At 69.4% G+C, this 20,255-nt stretch carries 22 protein-coding genes and 1 pseudogene; 6 read left to right on the forward strand and 17 right to left on the reverse strand.

All coding sequences use genetic code 11. The features are described from left to right. Window positions 1-112 precede the first annotated feature (112 nt). A pseudogene (locus AC5WAM_RS17680) lies at window positions 113-262 on the reverse strand (dicarboxylate/amino acid:cation symporter); the annotation flags it as partial. A 56-nt stretch (window positions 263-318) separates the two neighbouring features. On the opposite strand from AC5WAM_RS17680, the gene AC5WAM_RS17685 reads away from it, so the two are divergent. After that, window positions 319-1,764 carry a recombinase family protein gene (locus AC5WAM_RS17685; RefSeq protein ID WP_495523115.1) on the forward strand — a complete coding sequence of 482 codons (1,446 nt, stop codon included), beginning with the start codon at window positions 319-321 and terminating at the stop codon, window positions 1,762-1,764. Here AC5WAM_RS17685 and AC5WAM_RS17690 read toward each other — a convergent pair. From AC5WAM_RS17690 to AC5WAM_RS17710, 5 genes are all read right to left on the reverse strand, one after another. Continuing rightward, a complete protein-coding gene (locus AC5WAM_RS17690; protein ID WP_495523116.1) occupies window positions 1,724-1,897 on the reverse strand; it encodes a hypothetical protein in 174 nt (57 codons plus the stop codon). The genes AC5WAM_RS17685 and AC5WAM_RS17690 overlap by 41 nt on opposite strands. After that, entirely contained in the window at window positions 1,887-3,251 is a 1,365-nt protein-coding gene (locus AC5WAM_RS17695; RefSeq protein WP_495523602.1) for a replication initiator, read from the reverse strand. Before AC5WAM_RS17695 ends, AC5WAM_RS17690 begins: the two co-directional genes overlap by 11 nt. Window positions 3,252-3,540: 289 nt before the next feature. Next, entirely contained in the window at window positions 3,541-3,738 is a 198-nt protein-coding gene (locus tag AC5WAM_RS17700) for a hypothetical protein (protein ID WP_495519805.1), read from the reverse strand. Further along, window positions 3,735-5,036 carry an FtsK/SpoIIIE domain-containing protein gene (locus AC5WAM_RS17705; protein WP_495523117.1) on the reverse strand — a complete coding sequence of 434 codons (1,302 nt, stop codon included), beginning with the start codon at window positions 5,034-5,036 and terminating at the stop codon, window positions 3,735-3,737. Before AC5WAM_RS17705 ends, AC5WAM_RS17700 begins: the two co-directional genes overlap by 4 nt. Then, window positions 5,036-5,401: an SCO3933 family regulatory protein gene (locus AC5WAM_RS17710; RefSeq protein ID WP_495523118.1), complete on the reverse strand. Its 366-nt coding sequence runs from the start codon at window positions 5,399-5,401 to the stop codon at window positions 5,036-5,038. Before AC5WAM_RS17710 ends, AC5WAM_RS17705 begins: the two co-directional genes overlap by 1 nt. Before the next feature lie 205 nt (window positions 5,402-5,606). Here AC5WAM_RS17710 and AC5WAM_RS17715 point away from each other — a divergent pair, with 205 nt between their 5' ends. Then, a complete protein-coding gene (locus tag AC5WAM_RS17715) occupies window positions 5,607-6,386 on the forward strand; it encodes a GntR family transcriptional regulator (RefSeq protein WP_495523119.1) in 780 nt (259 codons plus the stop codon). 398 nt (window positions 6,387-6,784) lie between these two features. Here AC5WAM_RS17715 and AC5WAM_RS17720 read toward each other — a convergent pair whose 3' ends face one another. After that, window positions 6,785-7,090, reverse strand: a complete 306-nt coding sequence (locus tag AC5WAM_RS17720; RefSeq protein WP_495523603.1) for a hypothetical protein — start codon at window positions 7,088-7,090, stop codon at window positions 6,785-6,787. 315 nt (window positions 7,091-7,405) lie between these two features. Then, window positions 7,406-7,906, reverse strand: a complete 501-nt coding sequence (locus tag AC5WAM_RS17725) for an ATP-binding protein (RefSeq protein WP_495523120.1) — start codon at window positions 7,904-7,906, stop codon at window positions 7,406-7,408. Window positions 7,907-8,155: 249 nt separating this feature from the next. On the opposite strand from AC5WAM_RS17725, the gene AC5WAM_RS17730 reads away from it, so the two are divergent. Next, window positions 8,156-9,526, forward strand: coding sequence for an NsdA family TPR-like regulatory protein (locus tag AC5WAM_RS17730; protein ID WP_495523121.1), 1,371 nt, complete (start codon window positions 8,156-8,158; stop codon window positions 9,524-9,526). Window positions 9,527-10,039: 513 nt separating this feature from the next. Here the strand turns inward: AC5WAM_RS17730 and AC5WAM_RS17735 are convergent. The 5 genes from AC5WAM_RS17735 to AC5WAM_RS17755 all read right to left on the reverse strand — a co-directional run bounded on the left by AC5WAM_RS17735 (window position 10,040) and on the right by AC5WAM_RS17755 (window position 14,953). Then, window positions 10,040-10,957 (reverse strand): aminoglycoside phosphotransferase family protein, encoded by a 918-nt coding sequence (locus AC5WAM_RS17735; RefSeq protein ID WP_495523122.1) that lies wholly within the window; start codon window positions 10,955-10,957, stop codon window positions 10,040-10,042. Between the two features lie 190 nt (window positions 10,958-11,147). Then, window positions 11,148-12,479 carry a dicarboxylate/amino acid:cation symporter gene (locus AC5WAM_RS17740; protein WP_495523123.1) on the reverse strand — a complete coding sequence of 444 codons (1,332 nt, stop codon included), beginning with the start codon at window positions 12,477-12,479 and terminating at the stop codon, window positions 11,148-11,150. A gap of 353 nt (window positions 12,480-12,832) precedes the next feature. Continuing rightward, window positions 12,833-13,123, reverse strand: coding sequence for a DUF4229 domain-containing protein (locus tag AC5WAM_RS17745; protein ID WP_138961198.1), 291 nt, complete (start codon window positions 13,121-13,123; stop codon window positions 12,833-12,835). A gap of 106 nt (window positions 13,124-13,229) precedes the next feature. Further along, window positions 13,230-14,393: an aminofutalosine synthase MqnE gene (gene mqnE / locus AC5WAM_RS17750; protein ID WP_366791011.1), complete on the reverse strand. Its 1,164-nt coding sequence runs from the start codon at window positions 14,391-14,393 to the stop codon at window positions 13,230-13,232. Window positions 14,394-14,497: 104 nt separating this feature from the next. Next, a complete protein-coding gene (locus tag AC5WAM_RS17755; RefSeq protein ID WP_138961196.1) occupies window positions 14,498-14,953 on the reverse strand; it encodes an Lrp/AsnC family transcriptional regulator in 456 nt (151 codons plus the stop codon). Window positions 14,954-15,092: 139 nt separating this feature from the next. Here AC5WAM_RS17755 and AC5WAM_RS17760 point away from each other — a divergent pair, with 139 nt between their 5' ends. Continuing rightward, window positions 15,093-15,224, forward strand: coding sequence for a hypothetical protein (locus AC5WAM_RS17760; RefSeq protein ID WP_269078153.1), 132 nt, complete (start codon window positions 15,093-15,095; stop codon window positions 15,222-15,224). Window positions 15,225-15,255: 31 nt separating this feature from the next. On the opposite strand, the gene AC5WAM_RS17765 is transcribed toward AC5WAM_RS17760, so the two are convergent. Genes AC5WAM_RS17765 through AC5WAM_RS17775 form a run of 3 tightly spaced genes read right to left on the reverse strand, consistent with a single transcriptional unit; the run spans window position 15,256 to window position 18,316 of the window. Further along, complete coding sequence (locus AC5WAM_RS17765) at window positions 15,256-15,930, reverse strand: UbiX family flavin prenyltransferase (protein ID WP_495523124.1); 675 nt, start codon at window positions 15,928-15,930, stop codon at window positions 15,256-15,258. Between the two features lie 35 nt (window positions 15,931-15,965). Continuing rightward, window positions 15,966-16,868 carry a menaquinone biosynthesis prenyltransferase MqnP gene (gene mqnP / locus AC5WAM_RS17770; RefSeq protein WP_495523125.1) on the reverse strand — a complete coding sequence of 301 codons (903 nt, stop codon included), beginning with the start codon at window positions 16,866-16,868 and terminating at the stop codon, window positions 15,966-15,968. Further along, window positions 16,865-18,316 (reverse strand): menaquinone biosynthesis decarboxylase, encoded by a 1,452-nt coding sequence (locus tag AC5WAM_RS17775; protein WP_138961193.1) that lies wholly within the window; start codon window positions 18,314-18,316, stop codon window positions 16,865-16,867. The genes mqnP and AC5WAM_RS17775 overlap by 4 nt, the downstream gene beginning before the upstream one ends. An 88-nt stretch (window positions 18,317-18,404) precedes the next feature. On the opposite strand from AC5WAM_RS17775, the gene AC5WAM_RS17780 reads away from it, so the two are divergent. Continuing rightward, the gene (locus tag AC5WAM_RS17780) at window positions 18,405-18,701 is read left to right on the forward strand and encodes a PLD nuclease N-terminal domain-containing protein (RefSeq protein ID WP_366791008.1); all 297 of its coding nucleotides are present in this window, start codon (window positions 18,405-18,407) and stop codon (window positions 18,699-18,701) included. A 224-nt stretch (window positions 18,702-18,925) separates the two neighbouring features. Then, a complete protein-coding gene (locus AC5WAM_RS17785; RefSeq protein ID WP_495523126.1) occupies window positions 18,926-19,831 on the forward strand; it encodes an isopenicillin N synthase family dioxygenase in 906 nt (301 codons plus the stop codon). A gap of 20 nt (window positions 19,832-19,851) precedes the next feature. Here AC5WAM_RS17785 and AC5WAM_RS17790 read toward each other — a convergent pair whose 3' ends face one another. Next, on the reverse strand, window positions 19,852-20,178 hold the full coding sequence (locus AC5WAM_RS17790; RefSeq protein WP_366791006.1) for an ArsR/SmtB family transcription factor: 327 nt from the start codon (window positions 20,176-20,178) through the stop codon (window positions 19,852-19,854). Between the last annotated feature and the right edge of the window lie 77 nt (window positions 20,179-20,255).

A 20,255-nucleotide genomic window follows, 5' to 3' on the forward strand; every position in this document is an offset into this window, starting at 1 on the left:
CGCCGACCGTCCACGGATCAGCGTACGACCCGCCCCCGGCACTCCTGCGTACGGCCGTGCCCCGCACCGGAGTTCCGGGTGCGGGGCACGGCCGTACGGGGCGGACGCCCGCCTACGCGGCGGCGGGCAGCGGCCCGTCGTCCAGCGGGTCGTCGAGCGGCGAGGCCGACGCGTGCTCGTACGCCTCGCGGTCGAGGATGTTCTCGCGGGCCGCGACCACGACGGGGACCAGGGCCTGGCCCGCGACGTTCGTAACCGTACGTTGTGTATGTACGTTCATCAGTGCGCAGGTACGTCGTCCGCTACCAGAGGTGGGACATGGCCAAGCCGAAGCGCGTGGGGATCTACGTCCGGATCAGCAAGGACCGCAAAGGTCAGGAACTCGGCATCCAGCGCCAGGAGAAGGCGTGCCGCGAGCTGTGCGAACGCATGGGATGGGGTGTCTTCAAGGTCTACCCGGAGAACGACATCTCGGCGTCGACCACGAGCAAGAAGCGTCGTCCTCAGTACGCAGACATGATGCGGGACGCCCGTGAAGGAATCATCGACGGCATCGTCGTGTACTCGATCGACCGTCTCACGCGCCGGATCAGCGAGTTGACCAGCTTCCTGGAGGAGCAGAAGGAGCAAGGGTTCGCGTTCGCCACAACGGAGGGCGAGGACACGCAGACCGCGAACGGCCGGATGATCCTGACCATCAAGGGCGCGGTGGCCCAGCAGGAGACCGAGCGCATGTCGGAGCGCGTGAACAACTCGCTTCTCCAACGCCGGGAGCAGGGCAAGCCACACGCAGGCGGGAAGCGCCAGTTCGGCTTCAAGGCCGACACGCACTTCCAGGAGATCGACGAGGAGGAGAAGCGGCTCATCGTCGCCGGATACGAGATGCTCATGAGCAGGTCCCCCAAGACGCCCGGTGACGTGGCGCGCCTCTGGAACGCGGAGGGGTCGAGGACACCGCAGGGCGGCGCGTGGACGCTGAACGCCGTGAAGCGGGTATTCCGCGCCGAGCGGACCGGCGGGATCATCACCTACAAGGGCCGCGACATAGGTGACAGTGTCTACGGCGCTCCGCTCACCCGCGAGCAGTGGGAGAACATCCAGGCTGTTCTGGACGGCCGCGCCACACCGGCCGCACAGGGCCAGGGCAAGCGCAAACACGTGTACTCCGGCTTCCTTCGGTGCGCGTACTGCCAGTCGAAACTGCGCGTCCAGTGGGCGACCATCCAAGGCCGTACGTTCCGCCGGGCGTTCTGCCACTCGGGCCAGCGGAGGGGCGACGGGCAGGGGCTTGGCTGCGGAAAGGTGAGCCGCAAGTACGAGTGGATCGAGGAGCGCCTGAACGAAGTCGTGGAGGCCGCATTGGCGAAGCGGAAGCCACAGCAGCCGCCAGCGCCGACCGAAGATCTCAGCGGCGAGATCAGCCTGTTGGAAGACCGCATCCGAGCGATGCGCAGCCGGTGGAAGGCAGGCCAGATGGAAGACGAGGACTACTTCGACTCTCTGGCCCACCTCCGCGACGAACTCCAGACGCTGCGCACGCGCGAGGCCGCGACGGTCGTACGGCAGTCCCGCGCCGAGATCGATGTCTGGGCCGTTTGGCGGGACGACAGCATCGAGAACATCGAGCGACGCCGGGCAATAGTCGCCAGTGTGATCGACAAAGTCGAGGTCTTCACGGTCGGGCGTGGCCGACGGAAGCCACCCGAGATCAGCTCAATCGAGATCACGCCGGTCGGCGCAGCGGAGCCGGGCTCTGCGGACTGACGGTCTCGACGTGGTCGGTTCGGTATCCGTCGACAAGGGCCGACAGGCGGACGTCGTAGTCCTCGGGCGGGACCCAGCGGTCGAGGACTTCGGCGATCCAGTCCGGCAGAGGTTGCGAGGGGTCACCTTTCATAGGCGCCTCGCTGTTCCACACGATCCGCCCGCGCCAGAGCCAGATCCTCAGCGATTCCGGCGGCGATGAGGGCGGCGCCGGGGGTGTGGCCGGAGTCGAGGTAGCGCCAGTGCGCGTCGGTGGTGGTGCCGGGTGGCTCGTCGAGGGTGGCGCCCTGGTGTTGCGCGCGCTCGGCGCGTAGGGCTGCGTAGGTGGTGGAGTAGGCGCGGGATTTGGTGAGGGTGTGGCCGCGGTAGCCGAGGGTGTGGGTCCAGGCGCGCAGCCGTAGCGGCTTGTACTCGGGCAGTCCGCCGAGGCGCCAGCAGGTGCGCATGAGGGTGCGGACGTGGGCGGTGGCCGGGGCGTGGGTGATGTCGTCCCAGGTGGTGAGCCTGTGGTCGGTGCCGGCTCCGGTCTCGCTGGCGCCCTTGGAGACGTACTTGGCGATGTAGGCGGCCACCGCGTCGTCGTCGGGGCCGTGGCCGTGGCCGTCGGAGTGGAGGGGGCGGGTGTCGAGTTGGGTGCCCCAGCGCAGGGCGAGTTCGCCGACGGCGGGGCTGTAGGGGGTGTGGACGACGACGCGGCTCGCGGCGGCGTGCACGGTGTCGGCGAGGAGATCTGTGGTGGCCCAGGGCGGGGGTTCGTCGCGGGGTCCGGCGGGGCCGTCGAGGCGGATGACGGCGTGGAGGTGGATGGCGGCGCGACGCTGGTACTCGGCGACGCGGGCGAACGACAGGCGCGCATGCTGAGAGAAGCGCGACTGTACGAGGCCGACGGCCGAGGCGAGGCGGCGGCGTACGTCGATGACGAAGCGGTCCCAGAGCAGGCCTGCGTGGGCGTGCCAGAGGGCGTGGGCGGTGTAGTCGTAGCAGTCGGCGCACAGCGGCTGGCCGACTAGGGGAGATTCCGGAGCGTGGGCGGCGCCGCAGCCGAGGGGGCGACCGTGTGCGCATAAGCCGCCGTCGCGTCGGGGGCGACAGCGTTCCGCAGCCCGGTGGACCGGCCCGAAGGACGGTGCGGTGAGGGTGGCGAAGAGCCGGGGCCGGTCGCGGACGGTGGTGGGGATGTTCTTGCCGCCGAGGATGCCTGCGCGGACGAGGTGGTAGGTGTCGCCTGCGTGGAGGCGGGAGCAGGGGGCGCAGACGGTGGCGCGTCGGTTGCGGCAGCGGACCAGGAGGCGTTCGCCGGGTTCGTCGCGGGTGTCGTAGTGGCGGAGCACCTGGCCGGTCGTGGCCTCGTACGTGGTGGTCGTGCCGGACAGGTGGATGGGGTGGGTGCAGCCGCCGGTGGCGGTGATCTGGTCCAGCCAGCGGGCGAACTGCGGGTCTTGGGCGATGCGGATGGCGTCGCGGTCTGCTTCGGGGAGTTGGCGCAGGCGCGCCGCGCGGTCGAGGACGGCGCGCCTGCCAGCCGAGGTGGACTCGGGGGTGATGGTGGTGACCTTCCGGGGTGGGCCGCCGCAGCGGCACGGATGGGGGTGGGTGGCGCGGTGTGGTCCATGGGCTTCGCTCCTTGGTTGTGGTGGTCGGTTAGGTCAGCGGATGACGCCTGCGCCCCGGCAGTAGCGGCAGCGGTGGCGGTGGCCGGTCCAGGTGGGGCGGGTGCCTTCGCCCTTGCAGTGGGGGCACTTCACGCGGCTCATGGGCATGACGAGTCCTTCCGGATCAGTGCTGGGAGAAGCCGTTGGTGAGCCAGGTGATGAGTTCGTGGACGCTCAGGGCCACGGGGGTCTGGCCGAGGTAGACCCCGAGCAGGACGGCGCAGATGGCGTGGTGGACACGCATGTCCCGGGAGCGGACGAGGAAGACGGTGATGACGCCGAAGATCAGCGAGAGGGAGAGGGCAGTGCCTTCGGTGATCACGAGGTGCCTCCCTGGACTGCGGCCAGAGCGTGATCCAGCGCCGGGAGGAACGGGGTCAGTCCGGCGTGTCTGTCAGCGATGCTGCGGGCTTCCTCGGTGGTGGTCAGGTGGGAGCGGGCGCGGCTCCAGCCGCCGTCAGGGCCGGTGCACACGGCCACGCCCTTCTCTTCCGGGGTGATCGACTGTGCAACGGTCACGGCGTCCTTGTTCAGGTCGCCCAGGGCCATTTCGGCGGTGCCGGGGTCGTGGACGCGGTGACAGATGCGGCCGCCGAGCTGGGCGCGCAGGGCGGTCACGCCGGAGCCGAGGTCGGAGCCGACGCGCTGCCCGGCAACGACCAGGTGCATCCCGAGCGCGGCCCCCAGTTGGGCCAGGCGCAGCAGCAGGGTCGAGCATTGCTCGGTCTCCGCCCGGCTTTCGCGGGTGCCGTCGGAGAGGTAGAGCTCCGCCAGCTCGTCGACGATCACGACGACGGGGACCGGCCGGAGTTTGTCGGGCAGTTCCCAGATCGAGCGGACGCCCGCGGCGCGGCACTCGTCCATGCGGTCGCGCATTTCGATGGCGAGGGCGCCGAGGACGGCCACGGCCTCGCGCCTGCACGTCGTCAGCGCCGACAGGCGGCGGGCGAACAGGCCCAGTTCCATGCCGCCCTTGCAGTCGATCCCGACCAGCGCGACGTCCTGCGGGGCAAGTTCGGTGATCAGCCGGGCAAGGAGTGTCGACTTGCCCGAGCGGGTGGCCCCGGCGATCAGCCAGTGCGGGACCAGCCGCAGGTCCATCACCCACGCCCCGCCGCTCTCCAGCACACCCACGACAGCCGCGAGATGCGAAGCCGGGGCAGAGGCCAGACCGGGGTGTTCCAGAGGGTCGCTGGCCGTCGCCGCCAGGACCACCAGACCGCGCTCCGGGGAGGTGACGCGGACCGCGTGCATCTTCCAGGCATGGGCGAAGGCGTCCGCCGCCTTCAGATACGGCGCCGGGGTCTGCCCCGCGTGCAGCCGCACCGCCACCCGCAGGCCCATGCGATGGGCGCGGGGCAAGGAGATGCGCGGGGCCACCGGCCGCAGCGGATCACCCTTGACCACCAGGTCCCCGAGCAGCCCGCGGGCCGGGTGCTTGGAGACGGCCAGGTCGTTGAGGATGGCGACCCGGCGCCAGGTGCACAGCACCCGGCACGCCGCGACGGGGTAGCCGGTGAGATACCAGTGCCAGTGCGGGCGCAGCCGCCGCACATGGTCGCCGATGACCAGCAGCCAGGCCAGCACGGCTAACGCGAGGGCGAGCAGGACGGCATCCATCAGGCACCACCGCCCGTCTTCTCGGTCCGGGGCATCTGGGGTGCGGTGGTGCCGGGCATGGGCGTGATCGCCTCCGCGCGGAAGCTGACGCCGTGGCGGTCGCCCATCGCCCAGGCGAACGCCGTCAGTCCGGTGAGCTTGACGATCTGCCCTTCCTCCAGGCCCTTGGGCTCGCCGGAGACGGCGATCTCGATCACCGAGATGCGGCGCCCGTCCTGGCGGACGATGACGGCCACGGTGTAGACGGTGTTGCCGTCGCGGTCCTTCTTGACCTCTCCGGTCTCGGAGTTGCTGATCTTCGCTTCGGGCGTGATGGCGCACCGCAGTACGCCGAGCCGCGCCGTGTCCACGGGTATGGACTGCATTGCGTGGGCCTCCTTGGCCACTTGAAGCGCGTCAGAAACTCTTCCTGACGTCACTTGTCCTTACGAGTGATGAGCATGGAGCTCTTCCCGGTCGGGGGGCAACTACTTATGCTGACGAGTGATGTCGCGCGTGCGACGTGACGATGACTGAGAAGCCGATGACCTAGACGCCGATGCTCTAGACGCCGATGACGAAGGTGCCCAGATGACGGAGATCCACCGCCCCGGAGCGCTCTACCAGCAGGTCGCCGCCGCCATCCGCGAAGCGATCCTCTCCGGCGAGTTCGCCCCCGACAGCCTGCTCCCGTCCGAGGCCCAGCTCATGACCCGCTACCAGGTCTCCCGCCCCACCGTCCGCAACGCCATCGCCGCCCTGCGAGCAGAAGGCCTGATCGACGTACGGCACGGCAAGGGCAGCTTCGTCCGCTCCAACGGCCAACCCGCCCTGACCATGGAGCGCCGCATCACCCAGACCCGGGGAGGCGGCTTCACGCTGCCCGACGGGACCGAGTGGGACGAGGCCGAGACGCCGAGCGCGTACCGGTCGCACACCACGAAGGAGACCGGCCCACTCCTCCAACTCGACGAAGAGGAAGCCCTCTTCTGCTGCGACCGCCTGCTCACCGACCCCGCAACCGGCACCCGCGCCATGCACCGGACGTCGATCCCCTTCGAGGTCGCCGACGCCATCCCGGACCTGGCCGAGAGCCCGGATCAGCAGCCGGTTGCGATCTACGGTCTGCTCGCCGAGGCCGGGCACAAGCTGACCTGGTCCGAGACGGTGCGCGCCCGCATGCCCTTGCCCGACGAGCGCACGGCCCTGAAGCTCCCGGACGCGACACCGCTGCTGCACCTGGCCCGCATCACCCACGGCACCGACGACCGCCCGTTGCTCCTCGAAGAGCTTCACGTGGGCGCGGACCGTGCCGAACTCGCCTACCGGATCACCGCCGACAAGCAGCCCGTACACCGCGCCCGCGCCTGAGGGCAGCGCACCTGTCGAAACTTCCTTCACTTCCTCAAGGGCGCGCCTGCGGCGCGCCGGGGCGCCCGTGCGCCCCGGCCGGGCATGCGGCGTGCCCGCCGGTCCCGGCCGGACGCCCAGCGCCCCACACCACGGCCCGCACAGCGAAGCAGCGCGTCGACCCGCAGCCGCAGACCAAGACAGACGTGGCTGGGGGTCGGCAGTCTGAGGCTTTAGGCAGCCACTTTGGCGCGAGCCTCGAAGATCATGGCCCCACATCGGGCACTTGCGGGCAGGCCAGGAGCCAGCCCGATCCGCGGGCGAGCGTAAGGGGCCATGATCACTCGCGCCAAAGCAGCTCCCGCCCAAAGCCCCAGCCCGCCGACGTGCCCACGCCCGCCACCCACGGGAACCACCCGTCATGCCGCACCACCGCCACCGTGCCCGGCCGACTCCAGGAGCCCGGCGAGCCGCTCCACGACACCCGGGGCACCCGCCAGCCGCACGAGCCCGCGGCCGTCCTGATCAGCCGAGGCAACGCACCGCACCTCCGACAGCTCGAAGCCCGCACCGAGAAGCGCACGATTCAACCGGTCGGCCACCTCACGCGCCGCACGCCAGCCCGCCAGGTAGTCGACACCCTGAACCCACATGCCGAAGTCCCCGCCCGCAACGCCCAGACCCTCGCCCAGCCAGTCCTCACCCGACCCAGCCACTTTGCCCACCTTCACCTTGATCGAGGTAACGGATCGTCAACTCACTTGCACCAAGGTCGAGATGCAGCACAGCGACCCCGGTACCATCGGGCACCGGGGGCCGCTGAGTCCCCAGCCGGGCCACCCTTCGCTTTCCACGGCAGACGGGGTGGCCCGGTCTCGGTATGAGGTTGTGAAGCGCGGCCCCTTCCCAGGAGGGGAACTCCGGAGTCATCCAAGGAGCCGCGCCCCTTGCGGCCGAGAGGTCAGCTCAGGCCGCACCCCCGGCTCGTCGCCAACACTCCCGATCGCGTGGGAGCGCCCAGGCGGGCGACGAGCCGGAGCTCATTCCGTGTGTTCGTCGGTGTCGAAGCGGCACCACACGGTCTTGCCGCCCGGCTCCTCCGGCGACCACCAGACCGAGTCTGCGAGCCGTTGCACGATCATCAGCCCGCGCCCACGCTCCGGCAGCAACGCTTCCGGGAAGTCGCCCGCGAGCTCAGGCGACAGTCGATCGCCCACCGGGAGGTCCGGCGGAGCGGAGTCCTCATCGGTTACGCCGATGCACAGCAGTCCCGGCCAGGTCATCACCGAGATGTCGATACGCCGCCTGGCACCGGGCCGCGCCAGGCAGTCGTCCGGCACGGCATGCTGCACGACGTTGCTGACGAGTTCGGAGACAACGAGCCGGGCATCATCGCTGATTCGCCCAAGTCCCCAGTCCTGGAGGGACCCTCGAACCATTTCCCGTGCGGCGCGAACCGCGTCCCGGGAATCCGCAGAGAGCGTCAGCGCCCGGTGATGACCAGCCGACGAATCGGCAGCATCAGCTCGCCGGACTGCCACGCTTGGAGTGTTCGCTCTGCGTTTACTCGGACGAGCTCCCATCACGTCCCCTCCTGACTGCCGACGGGCGGCGTACCCGGTCGTTCCGTGCCGAACAGTGAACGACAGGAGCCGACGAGTCGGGAGCGTTCACAGGGGGGTTCGCGTGAACACCGGCAAAGGCAAAGGGGGTTCACCAATGAACCCCCCGAGCCCTGTGAGCTGTGACACCATGAACACTCGCCGTCATTCTCGGGTTGGCAGGGGAGCATGGACCGAGATCCGAACGCGCACCTCATCTCCCTGATGGAAGAGGCCGGAGTCTCGAACAAGGGCCTCGCGAAGCGCATGTGCGACCGGGCGAAGCAACGCGGCACACCTCTCGGAACCACCCACGTGTCCGTCCAGCGCTGGCGGGACGGCGCAGGCATCAAACCGCAGACGGCAGCGATCATGGCGGACGTGCTCAGCGCCAAGCTGAGTCGCCGCGTCACGCCGGGCGATCTTGGATTCTTCGGCGAGCCGGCCCCGCCCGCATCGCAGCCGATCGGCTACCCGGCCACCGTGCCCGACGTACTGGCCACGCTCGACACCCTCGCCCAGGAGCGCGCCGAGAGTTCCGCACCCAGCCGCCTGGCCGTCGCGGACGCCGACATCGACTCGGCGGTCCTGTCCTGGATGATCGCCCGCCCCGACGGCATCCAACCCGACAGGCCCGTGCACCAGCGCATCGGCATGCGCGACGTACGCGCCATCCGGGATGCGGCGAGCACGTTCATGCAGCTCGACTTCAAGTACGGCGGAGGCCACGGTCACCGGGCGCTGCGGCACTACTTCCGCCACGAGGTCCTGCCGCTGCTCAGCGCCAGCTACAGCGAGAGGGTCGGCACCGCGTTGTACAGCGCAGCCTCCGAGGTCGCCCAGTTGCTCGCGTGGACCGCGTACGACGCTGGAAACCACCGACTCGCACACCGGTACCTCACGTCGACCCTGCGGCTGTCCCAGGTCAACGGCGACCGCATGTTCGGCGCCCGCATCCTGACCAACCTCAGCCATCAGGCGAACTACCTCGGCAACCACGCCCAAGCGATCCAACTCGCTCGCGCGTCAGTCGAAGGCGGCAAGGGCCAGTCGACCCCACGAGCCCTGGCGATCTTCTCCGCCCACGAGGCCCGCGCCCTCGCCAACGCCGGTGACGCCCGCGGCGCAGGCCGCGCCATGAACGAAGCCGAGCGCTACTTCGAGCGCGCCGACACAGCCGAAGACCCCGACTGGCTCCACTACGTCGACGCCGCAGAGATCCAGGGCGAAATCTGCCACTGCCTACGCGACCTCAAACAGTGCCGCGAGGCCTTGGACCACGCCCAACGCGCCGTCGACAGCACAGACCCGCAGTACGCCCGCACTCTGGGGTTCTGCCGCATGGTGCTGGCCCAAAGTCATTTACTGAGCGGCGAGTTGGAGGCAGCAGTCACGACAGCGAGCCTGGCAGTCGACGCAGGCGACACCCTCCAGTCCGCCCGCTTCCAGCGGTACGTCACAGACTTCCAGGCAGAGGTCAGCAGGCACGCCGCAATCCCAGCCGTGGCAGCATTCAACGAAAAGGTTCGCGACGCCCTCGCCCGTTTGGACGATGAATGAACCACCACAGGCACGCCAAGCACGAATCCTCAGCCGAGCCGAACAGCGAAGAATTTGCAGGTGGCTTCACCGCGATAGCCCAGCGCTGAGCCGCCCTTATCCATTTCATGCGAGATCGTGGGACTTTCTACCAAATGACCACACTGCCGGTCTCTCAAGAAGTAAGCAAAAACTCCTCGACTGCCTGGCAAATCCCCAGGTCACGACCTGTGGTCCCCGCGCGCGGGGGTGGTCCCGGACGCCGAGTGAAGAAGATTCACGGAGCGTGGTGGTCCCCGCGCGTGCGGGGGTGGTCCCGACCCCACGAACGTGTGGGCCATCTACCGCTAGTGGTCCCCGCGCGTGCGGGGGTGGTCCCTCAGCGGGCCGGGGGTCTTGTTCCTCACCGCTGGGTGGTCCCCGCGCGTGCGGGGGTCCCATCGCAAGGCTCAGTCCATCCACAGGCAGGCCGTAGCCGGGGCCACACGCACCCCACGTTCCTTCAACAGCGGATTCCGCCAGGCCTCCTCGTACCTACCAAGGCCGCCAATCCCGAGGCCCATCGTCATCCCGCAGGGCCGCGATCCGGCGCCGGTACTCGTCCGCCACCCGCTCGCTCACCCGCACGTTCTGCATGAGCCACGTCGTCATGTTGAACTCCTGCAGCCCGCGGAGCGTCCCGTAGCCCTCCCAGTCGTACAGGTCCCGCCCGTACGCGCCCACGAAGTCGGCGTACTGCTCGTCGGTCTGCCAGCCGAGGCTGTGGTGTTCCACAGACGTGACCATGAGGTCCCACTCCGGGTGGTCGTAGCAGAAGACTTCGAAGTCGATGAGGATCACGCGGCCTTGGACGTCCACCATGAGGTTCTGGACGTGGGCGTCCCCATGCACGGGCCCCTTCGACGTCTCGAACTTCAGCTCGGCGCACTTGTCCTGGAGCTCCCGTGCCCGCTTCCGCAAGAAGGCCTTGTCGTCGTCCGGGATCACGGCCTTGTCGAGCCGTACGTCCGACTTGTCGAACGGCTCGTACGACGGCAGGTGAAGGCCCTCCGGCACGGTCAGGGAGTGCAGGTCCCGCAGAACGCCGCCCAACTCCCCGTACGTGGCCTTGCGGTCCGCCTCCACGATCAGGTGCCAGAACGTCACGGGGTGGCCGTCGATCACGAGCGGCTGCTCCAGGTCCTCGACGGCTCGCGTCGCGGGGAACCCCTCGCCCGTCAGCCAGCGCGAGACCGCGACCTCGTTGCGCGCCTTGGTCAGCCACTCCGGCCCGCGCGCGACACGGACGATCACCGGTGCCGCGGCCAGCCGGAAGAGCGCGTTCTCTCCGATACGGATCAGCTTCGCGTCTCTGTCGTCAAGGCCCGCCGTCCGGCACGCGGCCGTCATGACCCGCGTCGCCTCCCCCTCCGTGAACCCCGTCTCCGACCCTTGAGCAGCGTCAGCCGCCATGCCCGAACCAGCTCCCCTAGTCGCGCGCGATCAACCGGCGCACGCCCACGGGTGACCAACCCGACGCACGCCAGACACGCCATCGACCGTACAGACCAGATCGCTTCGCCACGAGAGGGGGCCAGGACGACAAGAACGAGCCCCACGCCAGAGTGTCGGCGTGAGGCTCGTTGTGGGGTGCCTAGGAACGTCAGGCGGCGGCAGGCGCCGTCTCTGGCCCGTCGATGGGCGACGCCGACACCGCGTTGTACGCCTCGCGGTCGAGGATGTTCTCCCGCGCGGCCACAATCAACGGCGCTACGACTTGCCCGGCGACGTTGGTGGCGGTGCGCATCATGTCGAGGACCGGGTCGATGGCGAGGAGCAGGCCGACGCCCTCCATGGGCAGGCCGAGCGTGGACAGGGTCAGGGTCAGCATGACCGTGGCGCCCGTGAGGCCGGCGGTGGCGGCGGAGCCCACGACGGACACGAAGGCGATCAGCAGGTACTCCTTGATGCCCATGTTCACGTCGAAGATCTGCGCGACGAAGATCGCGGCGATCGCCGGGTAGATCGCGGCGCAGCCGTCCATCTTGGTGGTGGCGCCGAACGGCACCGCGAAGGACGTGTACTCCTTCGGCACGCCGAGGCGCTCGGTGACCTTCTGCGTGACCGGCATCGTGCCGACCGAGGAGCGGGAGACGAAGGCCAGCTGGATGGCGGGCCAGGCGCCCTTGAAGAACTGGAGCGGGTTGACCTTGGCGACGAACGCGAGCAGCAGCGGGTAGACGCCGAACATCACCAGGGCGCAGCCGATGTAGATGTCCGCGGTGAACGTGGCGTACTTGCTGATCAGGTTCCAGCCGTAGTCGGCGATGGCGAAGCCGATGAGGCCGACGGTGCCGATCGGGGAGAGCTTGATGACCCACCACAGGGCCTTCTGGAGCAGCGCGAGGACGGACTCGCTGAGGTCCAGGAGGGGCTTGGCCCTCTCGTCGCCGATCTTGAGGATGGCGATGCCCGCGACGGCGGCCATGAAGACGATCTGCAGGACGTTCAGCTCGGTGAACGGCGTGATGACGTCGGTCGGGATGATGCCGGTGAGGAAGTCGATCCAGGAGCCCTGGTGCTCGGGCTTGGCGCCGTCCTTCGGGGTCAGGCCCGTGCCCGCGCCGGGGTTGGTGACCAGGCCGATGACGAGGCCGATGACGACCGCGATCAGCGACGTGATCATGAACCAGAGGAGGGTCCGGGTCGCCAGGCGCGCGGCGTTGTTGACCTTCCGCAGATTGGTGATCGAGATCAGGATGGCGAAGAACACCAGCGGGGCGACGGCCAGCTTGAGCAGGCCGATGAAGGTGTCGCCGACCTTGGAGAGGGTGGTGACGAGCCAGCCGATGTCCTGGCTGCGGGCGAGCCAGCCGAGCAGGACGCCGAGGACGAGGCCGCCGAGGATCTGGGCCCAGAAGGGCACCTTGAGGAACCTGGGTATCCGGAAACCGGATCGGGGCTCGTCGGCGGGGGACGCGGAATTCGCGGACACGGACACACTCCGGGTAATGACGGGGGACGTGAGGAGCGGCGGCCCGAAGGGGTCACGGGCGCCGCTGCAGTGCAGATGTCGAAGTCGTTCAGATGACGCGACAGGCCGCGGACATGCAGCGGCAGAGATCGACATGCAGGCGCGCCACGAGCGGGACGCTCATGGCGTTGCGGTGCGCGGCTGCTGTCTTCATGTCGAACACGTTAACACTTGAACTTTGAGTACATCAAAGCCCTTGTTTGAGGTAGGAGGGGTCCCAAGGGTCCCAGAAACGGCAGAACCCCGGTAGCGGAGCGGCGTGCTCCGGTACCGGGGTTCGCTGTGTGGCGCGTGCGGTGTGACGAACCTGACGACTACTGCGCGGTGCGGGCGGCGTCGTCGGCGCCGTCCTCCTGGGTGCGGTTGCGCTCCAGGTTGGCCTTGACGTTGTCGACCTTCGCGACGACCTTCTCCGAGGCCCGGTCGCGCTCCTTGCGCAGGAGGACGAAGCTGATGGGCGCGGAGACCACCAGGGAGAGCAGCGCCACCCACAGGAGGTTGGAGCCGCCGAGCCCGCGCGGCACGATGCCGGAGTAGACGAGGCCCCAGACGACCAAGAAGCAGCCCGCGAAGACCCCGAGGCGCATCAGCGTGTAGCGGAGCATGTCAATCCACTCTTCCGTTCCGACTGAGGCCCGAGCATCCCGAATCAGCCCGAGCCGGACGAGCCCCTCCAGTGAAGCACGGCGATGCGCCCCCGCAGGAGGCGGGTCAGAACCGCATCGGCTGCGGCGACTCGCGCAGCTCCCGGTCGGGCCCTGCGAACTCGCGGATGATCTCGTAGCGCGTGTTGCGCTCCACCGGGCGGAACCCGGCCTCGCGGATCAGGTCGAGCAGGTCGTCGCGGGTCAGCTTGTTGGGCGTGCCGAAGTTGTCCGCGTCGTGGGTGATCTTGTACTCGACGACGGAGCCGTCCATGTCGTCCGCGCCGTGCTGGAGCGCGAGCTGCGCGGTGGCGAGGCCGTGCATGACCCAGAAGACCTTGACGTGCGGCACGTTGTCGAAGAGCAGCCGGGAGACGGCGAAGGTCTTGAGGGCCTCGATGCCGGAGGCCATCTTCGTGCGGGCCTGGAGCCGGTTGCGGACCTTGCCGTCCTGCACGTCCACGAAGTCGTGCTGGTAGCGCAGCGGGATGAAGACCTGGAAGCCGCCGGTCTCGTCCTGGAGCTCACGCAGCCGCAGCACGTGGTCGACGCGGTGCCGGGGCTCCTCGATGTGCCCGTACAGCATCGTCGCGGGGGTCTTCAGCCCCTTCTCGTGCGCCAGGCGGTGGATGCGGGACCAGTCCTCCCAGTGGGTCCTGTGGTCCACGATGTGCTGGCGGACCTCCCAGTCGAAGATCTCGGCGCCGCCGCCGGTCAGCGACTCCAGACCGGCGTCGATCAGCTCGTCGAGGATCTCGGAGGCGGACAGGCCGGAGATGGTCTCGAAGTGGTGGATCTCGGTGGCCGTGAAGGCCTTCAGGGAGACGTTCGGCAGCGCGGCCTTCAGCTCCCGCAGCGAGCGCGGGTAGTAGCGCCAGGGGAGGTTCGGGTGCAGGCCGTTGACGATGTGCAGCTCGGTGAGGTTGTCGGCCTCCATCGCCTTGGCGAGCCGGACGGCCTCCTCGATGCGCATCGTGTACGCGTCCTTCTCGCCCGGCTTGCGCTGGAAGGAGCAGTACGCACAGGAGGCCGTGCACACGTTGGTCATGTTGAGGTGCCGGTTGACGTTGAAGTGCACCACGTCGCCGTTCTTGCGGGTGCGCACCTCGTGGGCGAGACCGCCGAGCCAGGCCAGGTCGTCGGACTCGTACAGGGCGATGCCGTCCTCGCGGGACAGCCGCTCCCCGGAGCGGACCTTCTGCTCAAGGTCGCGCTTGAGCCCTGCGTCCATGTGCCGTACCTCTAACTTTCCGACGACCGACGACCTGTGACAGACCCGCCAACGGTACTCCCCCGCCCTCGGGACGGGAGGCGCCCCCTCACGGCGCCGCGCGCCTAGACCTCTTCCGGGAGCTCCCCGACCCGGTTCTCCCACTTGGTGGAGAGGACGATCGTCGTCCGCGTCCGCGAGACGCCCTTGGTGCCGCTGAGGCGGCGGATGGTCTTCTCCAGGCCGTCCACGTCGTTGGCGCGGACCTTGAGCATGTACGAGTCGTCGCCCGCGATGAACCAGCAGTCCTCGATCTCGTGCAGGTCGCGCAGGCGCCGGGCGACGTCCTCGTGGTCGGCGGCGTCGGACAGCGAGATGCCGATCAGCGCGGTGACGCCGAGGCCGAGGGACGCGGAGTCGACCGTCGCGCGGTAGCCGGTGATGACGCCGGCCGCCTCCAGGCGGTTGATGCGGTCGGTGACGCTGGGCCCGGAGAGACCGACGAGGCGCCCGAGCTCGGCGTAGGAGGCACGGCCGTTCTCGCGCAGAGCCTGGATGAGCTGCCTGTCCACGGCATCCATAGGTCGAAGCCTTTCATTATTTAGCGTTTTCGCGAGTCTACGTGTAGAATCTAAGGCGTAACAGGGTCCAGACCCTGCGAATCTTCCGGATGTTCAGCCGATCAACGACGATCCTTCGAATTCTTCAGGAGTGTTCCCCGTGTACACGATCGAGATGGCCTACGCCCGTATGCGCGAGCTTCAGGACCTGGCCAACCGCTCGCGTGCCCACCAGTCCGTCACGGCGGCCCGCAAGGCCGCCAAGAAGTCGCGGGGCGCGAAGAAGCGCTAGCCCCGCCCCGGAGCGTTCCCTTCCGGGGCGCTCAGGCCTCACGGGAGCCGCCTCCTAGCTCCCCTTTCCAGCGGCGGTACAGCTGGTGCGGCACCCCTGCCGCGTCCAGCGTCCGCCCCGCGACGAAGTCCACCAGATCCTGGATGTGCGTCGCCCCCGCGTAGAACGCCGGGGAGGCGGGCAGCACGATCGCGCCCGCCTCGTCCAGGCTCACCAGGTGCCGCAGCGTCTGCCCGTTCAACGGGGTCTCCCGTACGCAGACCACGAGCCGCCGCCCCTCCTTGAGCGTCACGCTCGCCGCGCGCTGCAACAGGTCCTTCGAGAGCCCCAGCGCCACCCCGGCCACGCACGCCGTGGACGCGGGCACGATCAGCATCCCCTTCGTCGCGTACGAACCCGACGACGGTCCCGCCGCCAGGTCACCGGCCGGCCAGTAGCGCACGCCCCGCGTGTCCACCCCGAACGTGCCCGGCTTGCCGTCCGCGCCCCGCGCCAGCCACTCCTGAAGGTCCTCGCGCCAGTGCGCGTCCCGGAACGAGATGCCGGTCTCGTCGAGCAGCGTCAGGCGCGAGGCCCGCGAGACCACCAGGTCCACGCTCTCCCCGGCCGCGAGCAGCGCCCGCAGGACCGCCGCGGCGTACGGGGTGCCGGAAGCGCCCGACACCCCCACGACCCAGGGCCTACGCTCCGTATCTCCCGCGTTCACGCCCCGCAGCCTATCCACGGGCCCGCCGCCTCCCGTCATACCGTGAGCCCGCGCACCAGCAGGTCGAGCAGCGCGCACACGAACAGCGCGATGCCGATGAAGCCGTTGACCTGGAAGAAGGCGCGGTTGAGACGGGACAGGTCGTGCGGTCGCACGATGGAGTGCTCGTACAGGAACGCACCCGCGACGATGAGCAGGCCGAGCCAGAAGAACGCGCCCGCGCCGGTGGCCAGGGCGTACCAGACGAACAGCGCCGTCGTGACGGCGTGGCAGCCGCGCGCGCCCCAGATGGCGGCCGGGATGCCGAACCGCGCGGGCACCGACATCACGCCGACCTCCCGGTCGGTCTCCACGTCCTGGCAGGCGTAGATCAGGTCGAAGCCGCCGATCCACACGCCCACCGCGAGGCCCAGGATCGCCGCGGTCCAGGACCACTCGCCGCTGATCGCGAGCCAGGCGCCGACGGGCCCGATGGCCTGCGCGAGACCGAGGATGGCCTGCGGGAAGTTGGTGAACCGCTTGCCGTACGGATAGACCACCATCGGGATCACGGCGACCGGCGCGAGCGCCAGGCACAGCGGGTTGAGCAGCGCGGCGGAGCCCAGGAAGACCACGACGGCGATGAGCGCGCCGGTCCACGCGGACTTCACCGTGACGGCGCCGGTGACCAGCTCGCGGTGGGCGGTGCGCGGGTTACGGGCGTCGATCTCGCGGTCGATGATGCGGTTCGCGGCCATCGCGAAGGTGCGCAGCCCCACCATGCAGATGGTGACCAGGAGCAGCCGCCCCCAGTGGATGTTCTTGTCCCACTCGTACATCGCCGTCAGGGAGGCGATGTAGGCGAAGGGCAGCGCGAACACCGAGTGCTCGATCATGACGAGCCGCAGGAAGGCCTTCGTACGTCCCGGCTGCGGCAGCGCGGCGGAAGCGGAGCTCACAGGCCGTACTCCCGCCAGCGACGGTCCACCAGCGCCGCGGTGTCCGGGTCCGACTCGACCATGTCCGGCCAGCCCCCGTCGCGCGTGTAGCCCTCCTCGGGCCACTTCTTCGTCGCGTCGATGCCCGCCTTGCCGCCCCAGAACTGCTGGTAGGAGGCGTGGTCGAGATGGTCGACCGGTCCTTCGACGACGGTCAGGTCACGGGCGTAGTCGGTGTTGCCGAGCGCCCGCCACGACACCTCGTGGAGGTCGTGCACGTCGCAGTCGGAGTCCACGACCACGATCAGCTTGGTCAGGGACATCATGTGCGCGCCCCAGATGGCGTGCATGACCTTCTGCGCGTGCTTGGGGTACTTCTTGTCGATCGAGACGATCGCGCAGTTGTGGAAGCCGCCCGACTCCGGCAGGTGGTAGTCCACGATGTCCGGCACGATGATCTTCAACAGCGGCAGGAAGAACCGCTCGGTGGCCCGGCCGAGCGGGCCGTCCTCGGTCGGCGGGCGCCCCACCACGATCGACTGGAGCAGCGGCCGCTTGCGCATCGTCACGCAGTCGATCGTCAGCGCGGGGAACGGCTCCTGCGGCGTGTAGAAGCCGGTGTGGTCGCCGAAGGGCCCCTCGGGGAGCATCTCGCCCGGCTCCAGCCAGCCCTCGATGACGACCTCGGCCTGCGCGGGCACCTGGAGCGGCACGGTCTTGCAGTCGACCATCTCGATCCGCTTGCCCTGGAGGAAGCCCGCGAAGAGGTACTCGTCGATGTCGCCGGGCAGCGGCGCGGTGGACGCGTACGTCACGGCGGGCGGGCATCCGAAGGCGATGGCGACCGGGAGGCGCTCGCCCCGCCGCGCCGCCACCTGGTAGTGGTTGCGGCTGTCCTTGTGGATCTGCCAGTGCATGCCGATGGTGCGCCGGTCGTGGCGCTGGAGCCGGTAGAGCCCGAGGTTGCGGACGCCGCTCTCCGGGTCCTTCGTGTGGGTGAGCCCCAGGTTGAAGAAGGACCCGCCGTCCTTGGGCCAGGTGAACAGGGCCGGGAGCCGGTCCAGGTCCACGTCGTCGCCCCGGAGCACGACCTCCTGGACCGGCGCGTCCTTGACCTTCTTCGGCGGCACGTGCGTCATCGCGCCGAGCTTCCCGAAGGCCTCGCGCACACCGACGAAGCCCTGCGGCAGCTCCGGCCTGAGCAGCCCGCCGATCTTCTCGCTGATCTCGCCGTACGACTTCAGGCCGAGGGCCTTCAGGAGGCGCCGGTCGGTCCCGAACACGTTCATCGCGAGGGGCATGTCACTGCCCTTGACGTTCTCGAAGAGGAGCGCCGGGCCGCCGGACTTCTGGACGCGGTCGACGATCTCGCCGACCTCCAGATACGGGTCGACCTCGGCCTTGATCCGCTTCAGATCGCCCTCGCGCTCCAGTGCCCTCAGCAGAGAGCGGAGATCGTCATAAGCCATGCGGTCAAGTATCGGTCACCGGCTACCCTGGCCCCGTCACCGGGTACGCCCGGCGCCCGCACTCCGCTCTCTGGGGGATCTCCGACACATGCTCAGGTATCTGCCGTTCCTGCTGGTCCTGGCCGTGTGGATCTACGCCTTCATCGATGTGCTCAACACGCCCGAGAAGGAAGTGCGCCATCTGCCGAAGGTGGTGTGGGTCATCATCGTGCTCCTCTTCGGCGAGGTGCTCCTCGGCCCGATCGCCTGGTTCGTCACCGGCAAGAAACGCCACCCCGCCGCGGGTGGCCCCCGTAGGTCCGGTGGCTGGGTCGCCCCCGACGACAACCCGGAGTTCTTGAAGAACCTGAACAAGGACCTGGACGACAAACGCGACGAGGCCTGAGCGCCCTTGCCGGGGGCTTCCTCCCCGATCCCGCCCCTTCCCGCTTCCTGGGGGCTCCGCCCCCAGACCCCCGCTCCTCAAACGCCGGAGGGGCTACTTGTAGCCCCTCCGGCGTTTGAGGACGAGGCGCGGAGCGCCGATAAGGCGGGGGTCCAGGGGGCGGCAGCCCCCTGGTTTCGGGAAAGGGGCGGGACTGGGGCGTCCCACGCGGGCAACATCCCCCCATGACGATCCCCACCGTCGACCTGCGCACCTGGCGCACCGAGCCCAACGCCACCACAGCCGTCGACGAAGCCCTCCGCACCGCGGGCTTCCTCCTGGTCACCGGCCACGGAGTGGCCGAGGAACTACGGGCCGAGATCCGCGCGCAGGCCCGCGCCTTCTTCCGCCTCCCGCCCACCACCAAGCAGCGGTACGCCGTGCGGGTCGGCGCCCGCGGCTGGCTGGGCCCCGGCGCGGAGGCCAACAGCTACGCGGAGGGCACCCCGTCCCCGCCGGACCTGAAGGAGTCGCTGTCCTTCGCCGCCGACGAGCCGACCGGCGACCCGGCCGTCGACACGGAGTGGTTCGCGCCCAACACCTGGCCCGCCGAGACCCCGGGCCTGCGCACCCCCGTGGAGACGTACCTGTCGCTGATGCGCGCGCTCTCCGACCAGCTCCTCGCGCTGCTCGCGGCCGCGCTCGGCGAGCCCGAGGACTTCTTCACCCGGCACACCGGCCACCCCACCTGGGGTTTCAACATCAACTGGTATCCGGGCCGGGACACGGTCGGCACCCCCGAGCCGGGCCAGTTCCGCATCGGCCCGCACACCGACTTCGGCACGGTCACCGTCCTTGACCGGCAGGCGGGCCGGGGCGGGCTCCAGGTGTTCACGGACGCCGACGGCTGGCAGGACGCGCCCTGGGACCCGGCGGCGTTCACGATCAACATCGGCGATCTGATGGCGCGCTGGACCGGCGGCCGCTGGCGCTCCGGCCGCCACCGCGTCCTGCCGCCCCCGGCCGAGGCGCCCGCAGAGGAGCTGATGTCGCTGGTGTACTTCTACGAGTGCGACCCGGGCACGGACGTGCGCGGCATCGACTCGCACACCTATCTGCGCGCCCAGCTGGACGCGATCGCCTCCGACTGAGGCCCGGCGGCGGGGCCGGGTCAGTCCCCGCGCAGCACCAGGGCGAGCAGCCCCGGGAAGCGCGCGTCGAACTCCTCGCGCCGCAGCCGGTTCACCCGCCGCGGGCCCTCGTCGCGCTGCTCGACGACGCCCGCGGCCCGCAGCGTCGCGAAGTGGTGGCTCAGCGCGGCCTTGCCGACGGGCACGTCGAAGCTGCCGCAGGCCCGCGACCAGTCCGGCGAGCCCGCGAGCTCCCGTACCAGACCCATCCGCACGGGGTCGGCGAGCGCGGCGAGGGCCTCCTGCACGGTGACATCCTCCAGGCGCGCGTGCACGGGTGCCGCGCGGTGGCTGGTGCGTGGGGCCACGGGCCCGCCTCCTCGTTCCGTGAGGGTCAGGGACTTGCCGAGTGTTCGATGAAAACCATACAGTCCCGAGTGTTCAA

The organism is Streptomyces sp. JLYT201 (assembly GCF_059448825.1).

Coding starts and splice junctions, on each gene's coding strand:
- AC5WAM_RS17705 (WP_495523117.1), bottom strand. CDS start 5,036: ATGGATGCCGTCCTGCTCGCCCTCGCGTTAGCCGTGCTGGCCTGGCTG.
- AC5WAM_RS17745 (WP_138961198.1), bottom strand. CDS start 13,123: ATGCTCCGCTACACGCTGATGCGCCTCGGGGTCTTCGCGGGCTGCTTC.
- AC5WAM_RS17690 (WP_495523116.1), bottom strand. CDS start 1,897: ATGAAAGGTGACCCCTCGCAACCTCTGCCGGACTGGATCGCCGAAGTC.
- AC5WAM_RS17780 (WP_366791008.1), top strand. CDS start 18,405: ATGCTCAGGTATCTGCCGTTCCTGCTGGTCCTGGCCGTGTGGATCTAC.
- AC5WAM_RS17735 (WP_495523122.1), bottom strand. CDS start 10,957: ATGGCGGCTGACGCTGCTCAAGGGTCGGAGACGGGGTTCACGGAGGGG.
- AC5WAM_RS17710 (WP_495523118.1), bottom strand. CDS start 5,401: ATGCAGTCCATACCCGTGGACACGGCGCGGCTCGGCGTACTGCGGTGC.
- AC5WAM_RS17685 (WP_495523115.1), top strand. CDS start 319: ATGGCCAAGCCGAAGCGCGTGGGGATCTACGTCCGGATCAGCAAGGAC.
- AC5WAM_RS17715 (WP_495523119.1), top strand. CDS start 5,607: ATGACGGAGATCCACCGCCCCGGAGCGCTCTACCAGCAGGTCGCCGCC.
- AC5WAM_RS17785 (WP_495523126.1), top strand. CDS start 18,926: ATGACGATCCCCACCGTCGACCTGCGCACCTGGCGCACCGAGCCCAAC.
- mqnE (WP_366791011.1), bottom strand. CDS start 14,393: ATGGACGCAGGGCTCAAGCGCGACCTTGAGCAGAAGGTCCGCTCCGGG.
- AC5WAM_RS17730 (WP_495523121.1), top strand. CDS start 8,156: ATGGACCGAGATCCGAACGCGCACCTCATCTCCCTGATGGAAGAGGCC.
- AC5WAM_RS17775 (WP_138961193.1), bottom strand. CDS start 18,316: ATGGCTTATGACGATCTCCGCTCTCTGCTGAGGGCACTGGAGCGCGAG.
- AC5WAM_RS17755 (WP_138961196.1), bottom strand. CDS start 14,953: ATGGATGCCGTGGACAGGCAGCTCATCCAGGCTCTGCGCGAGAACGGC.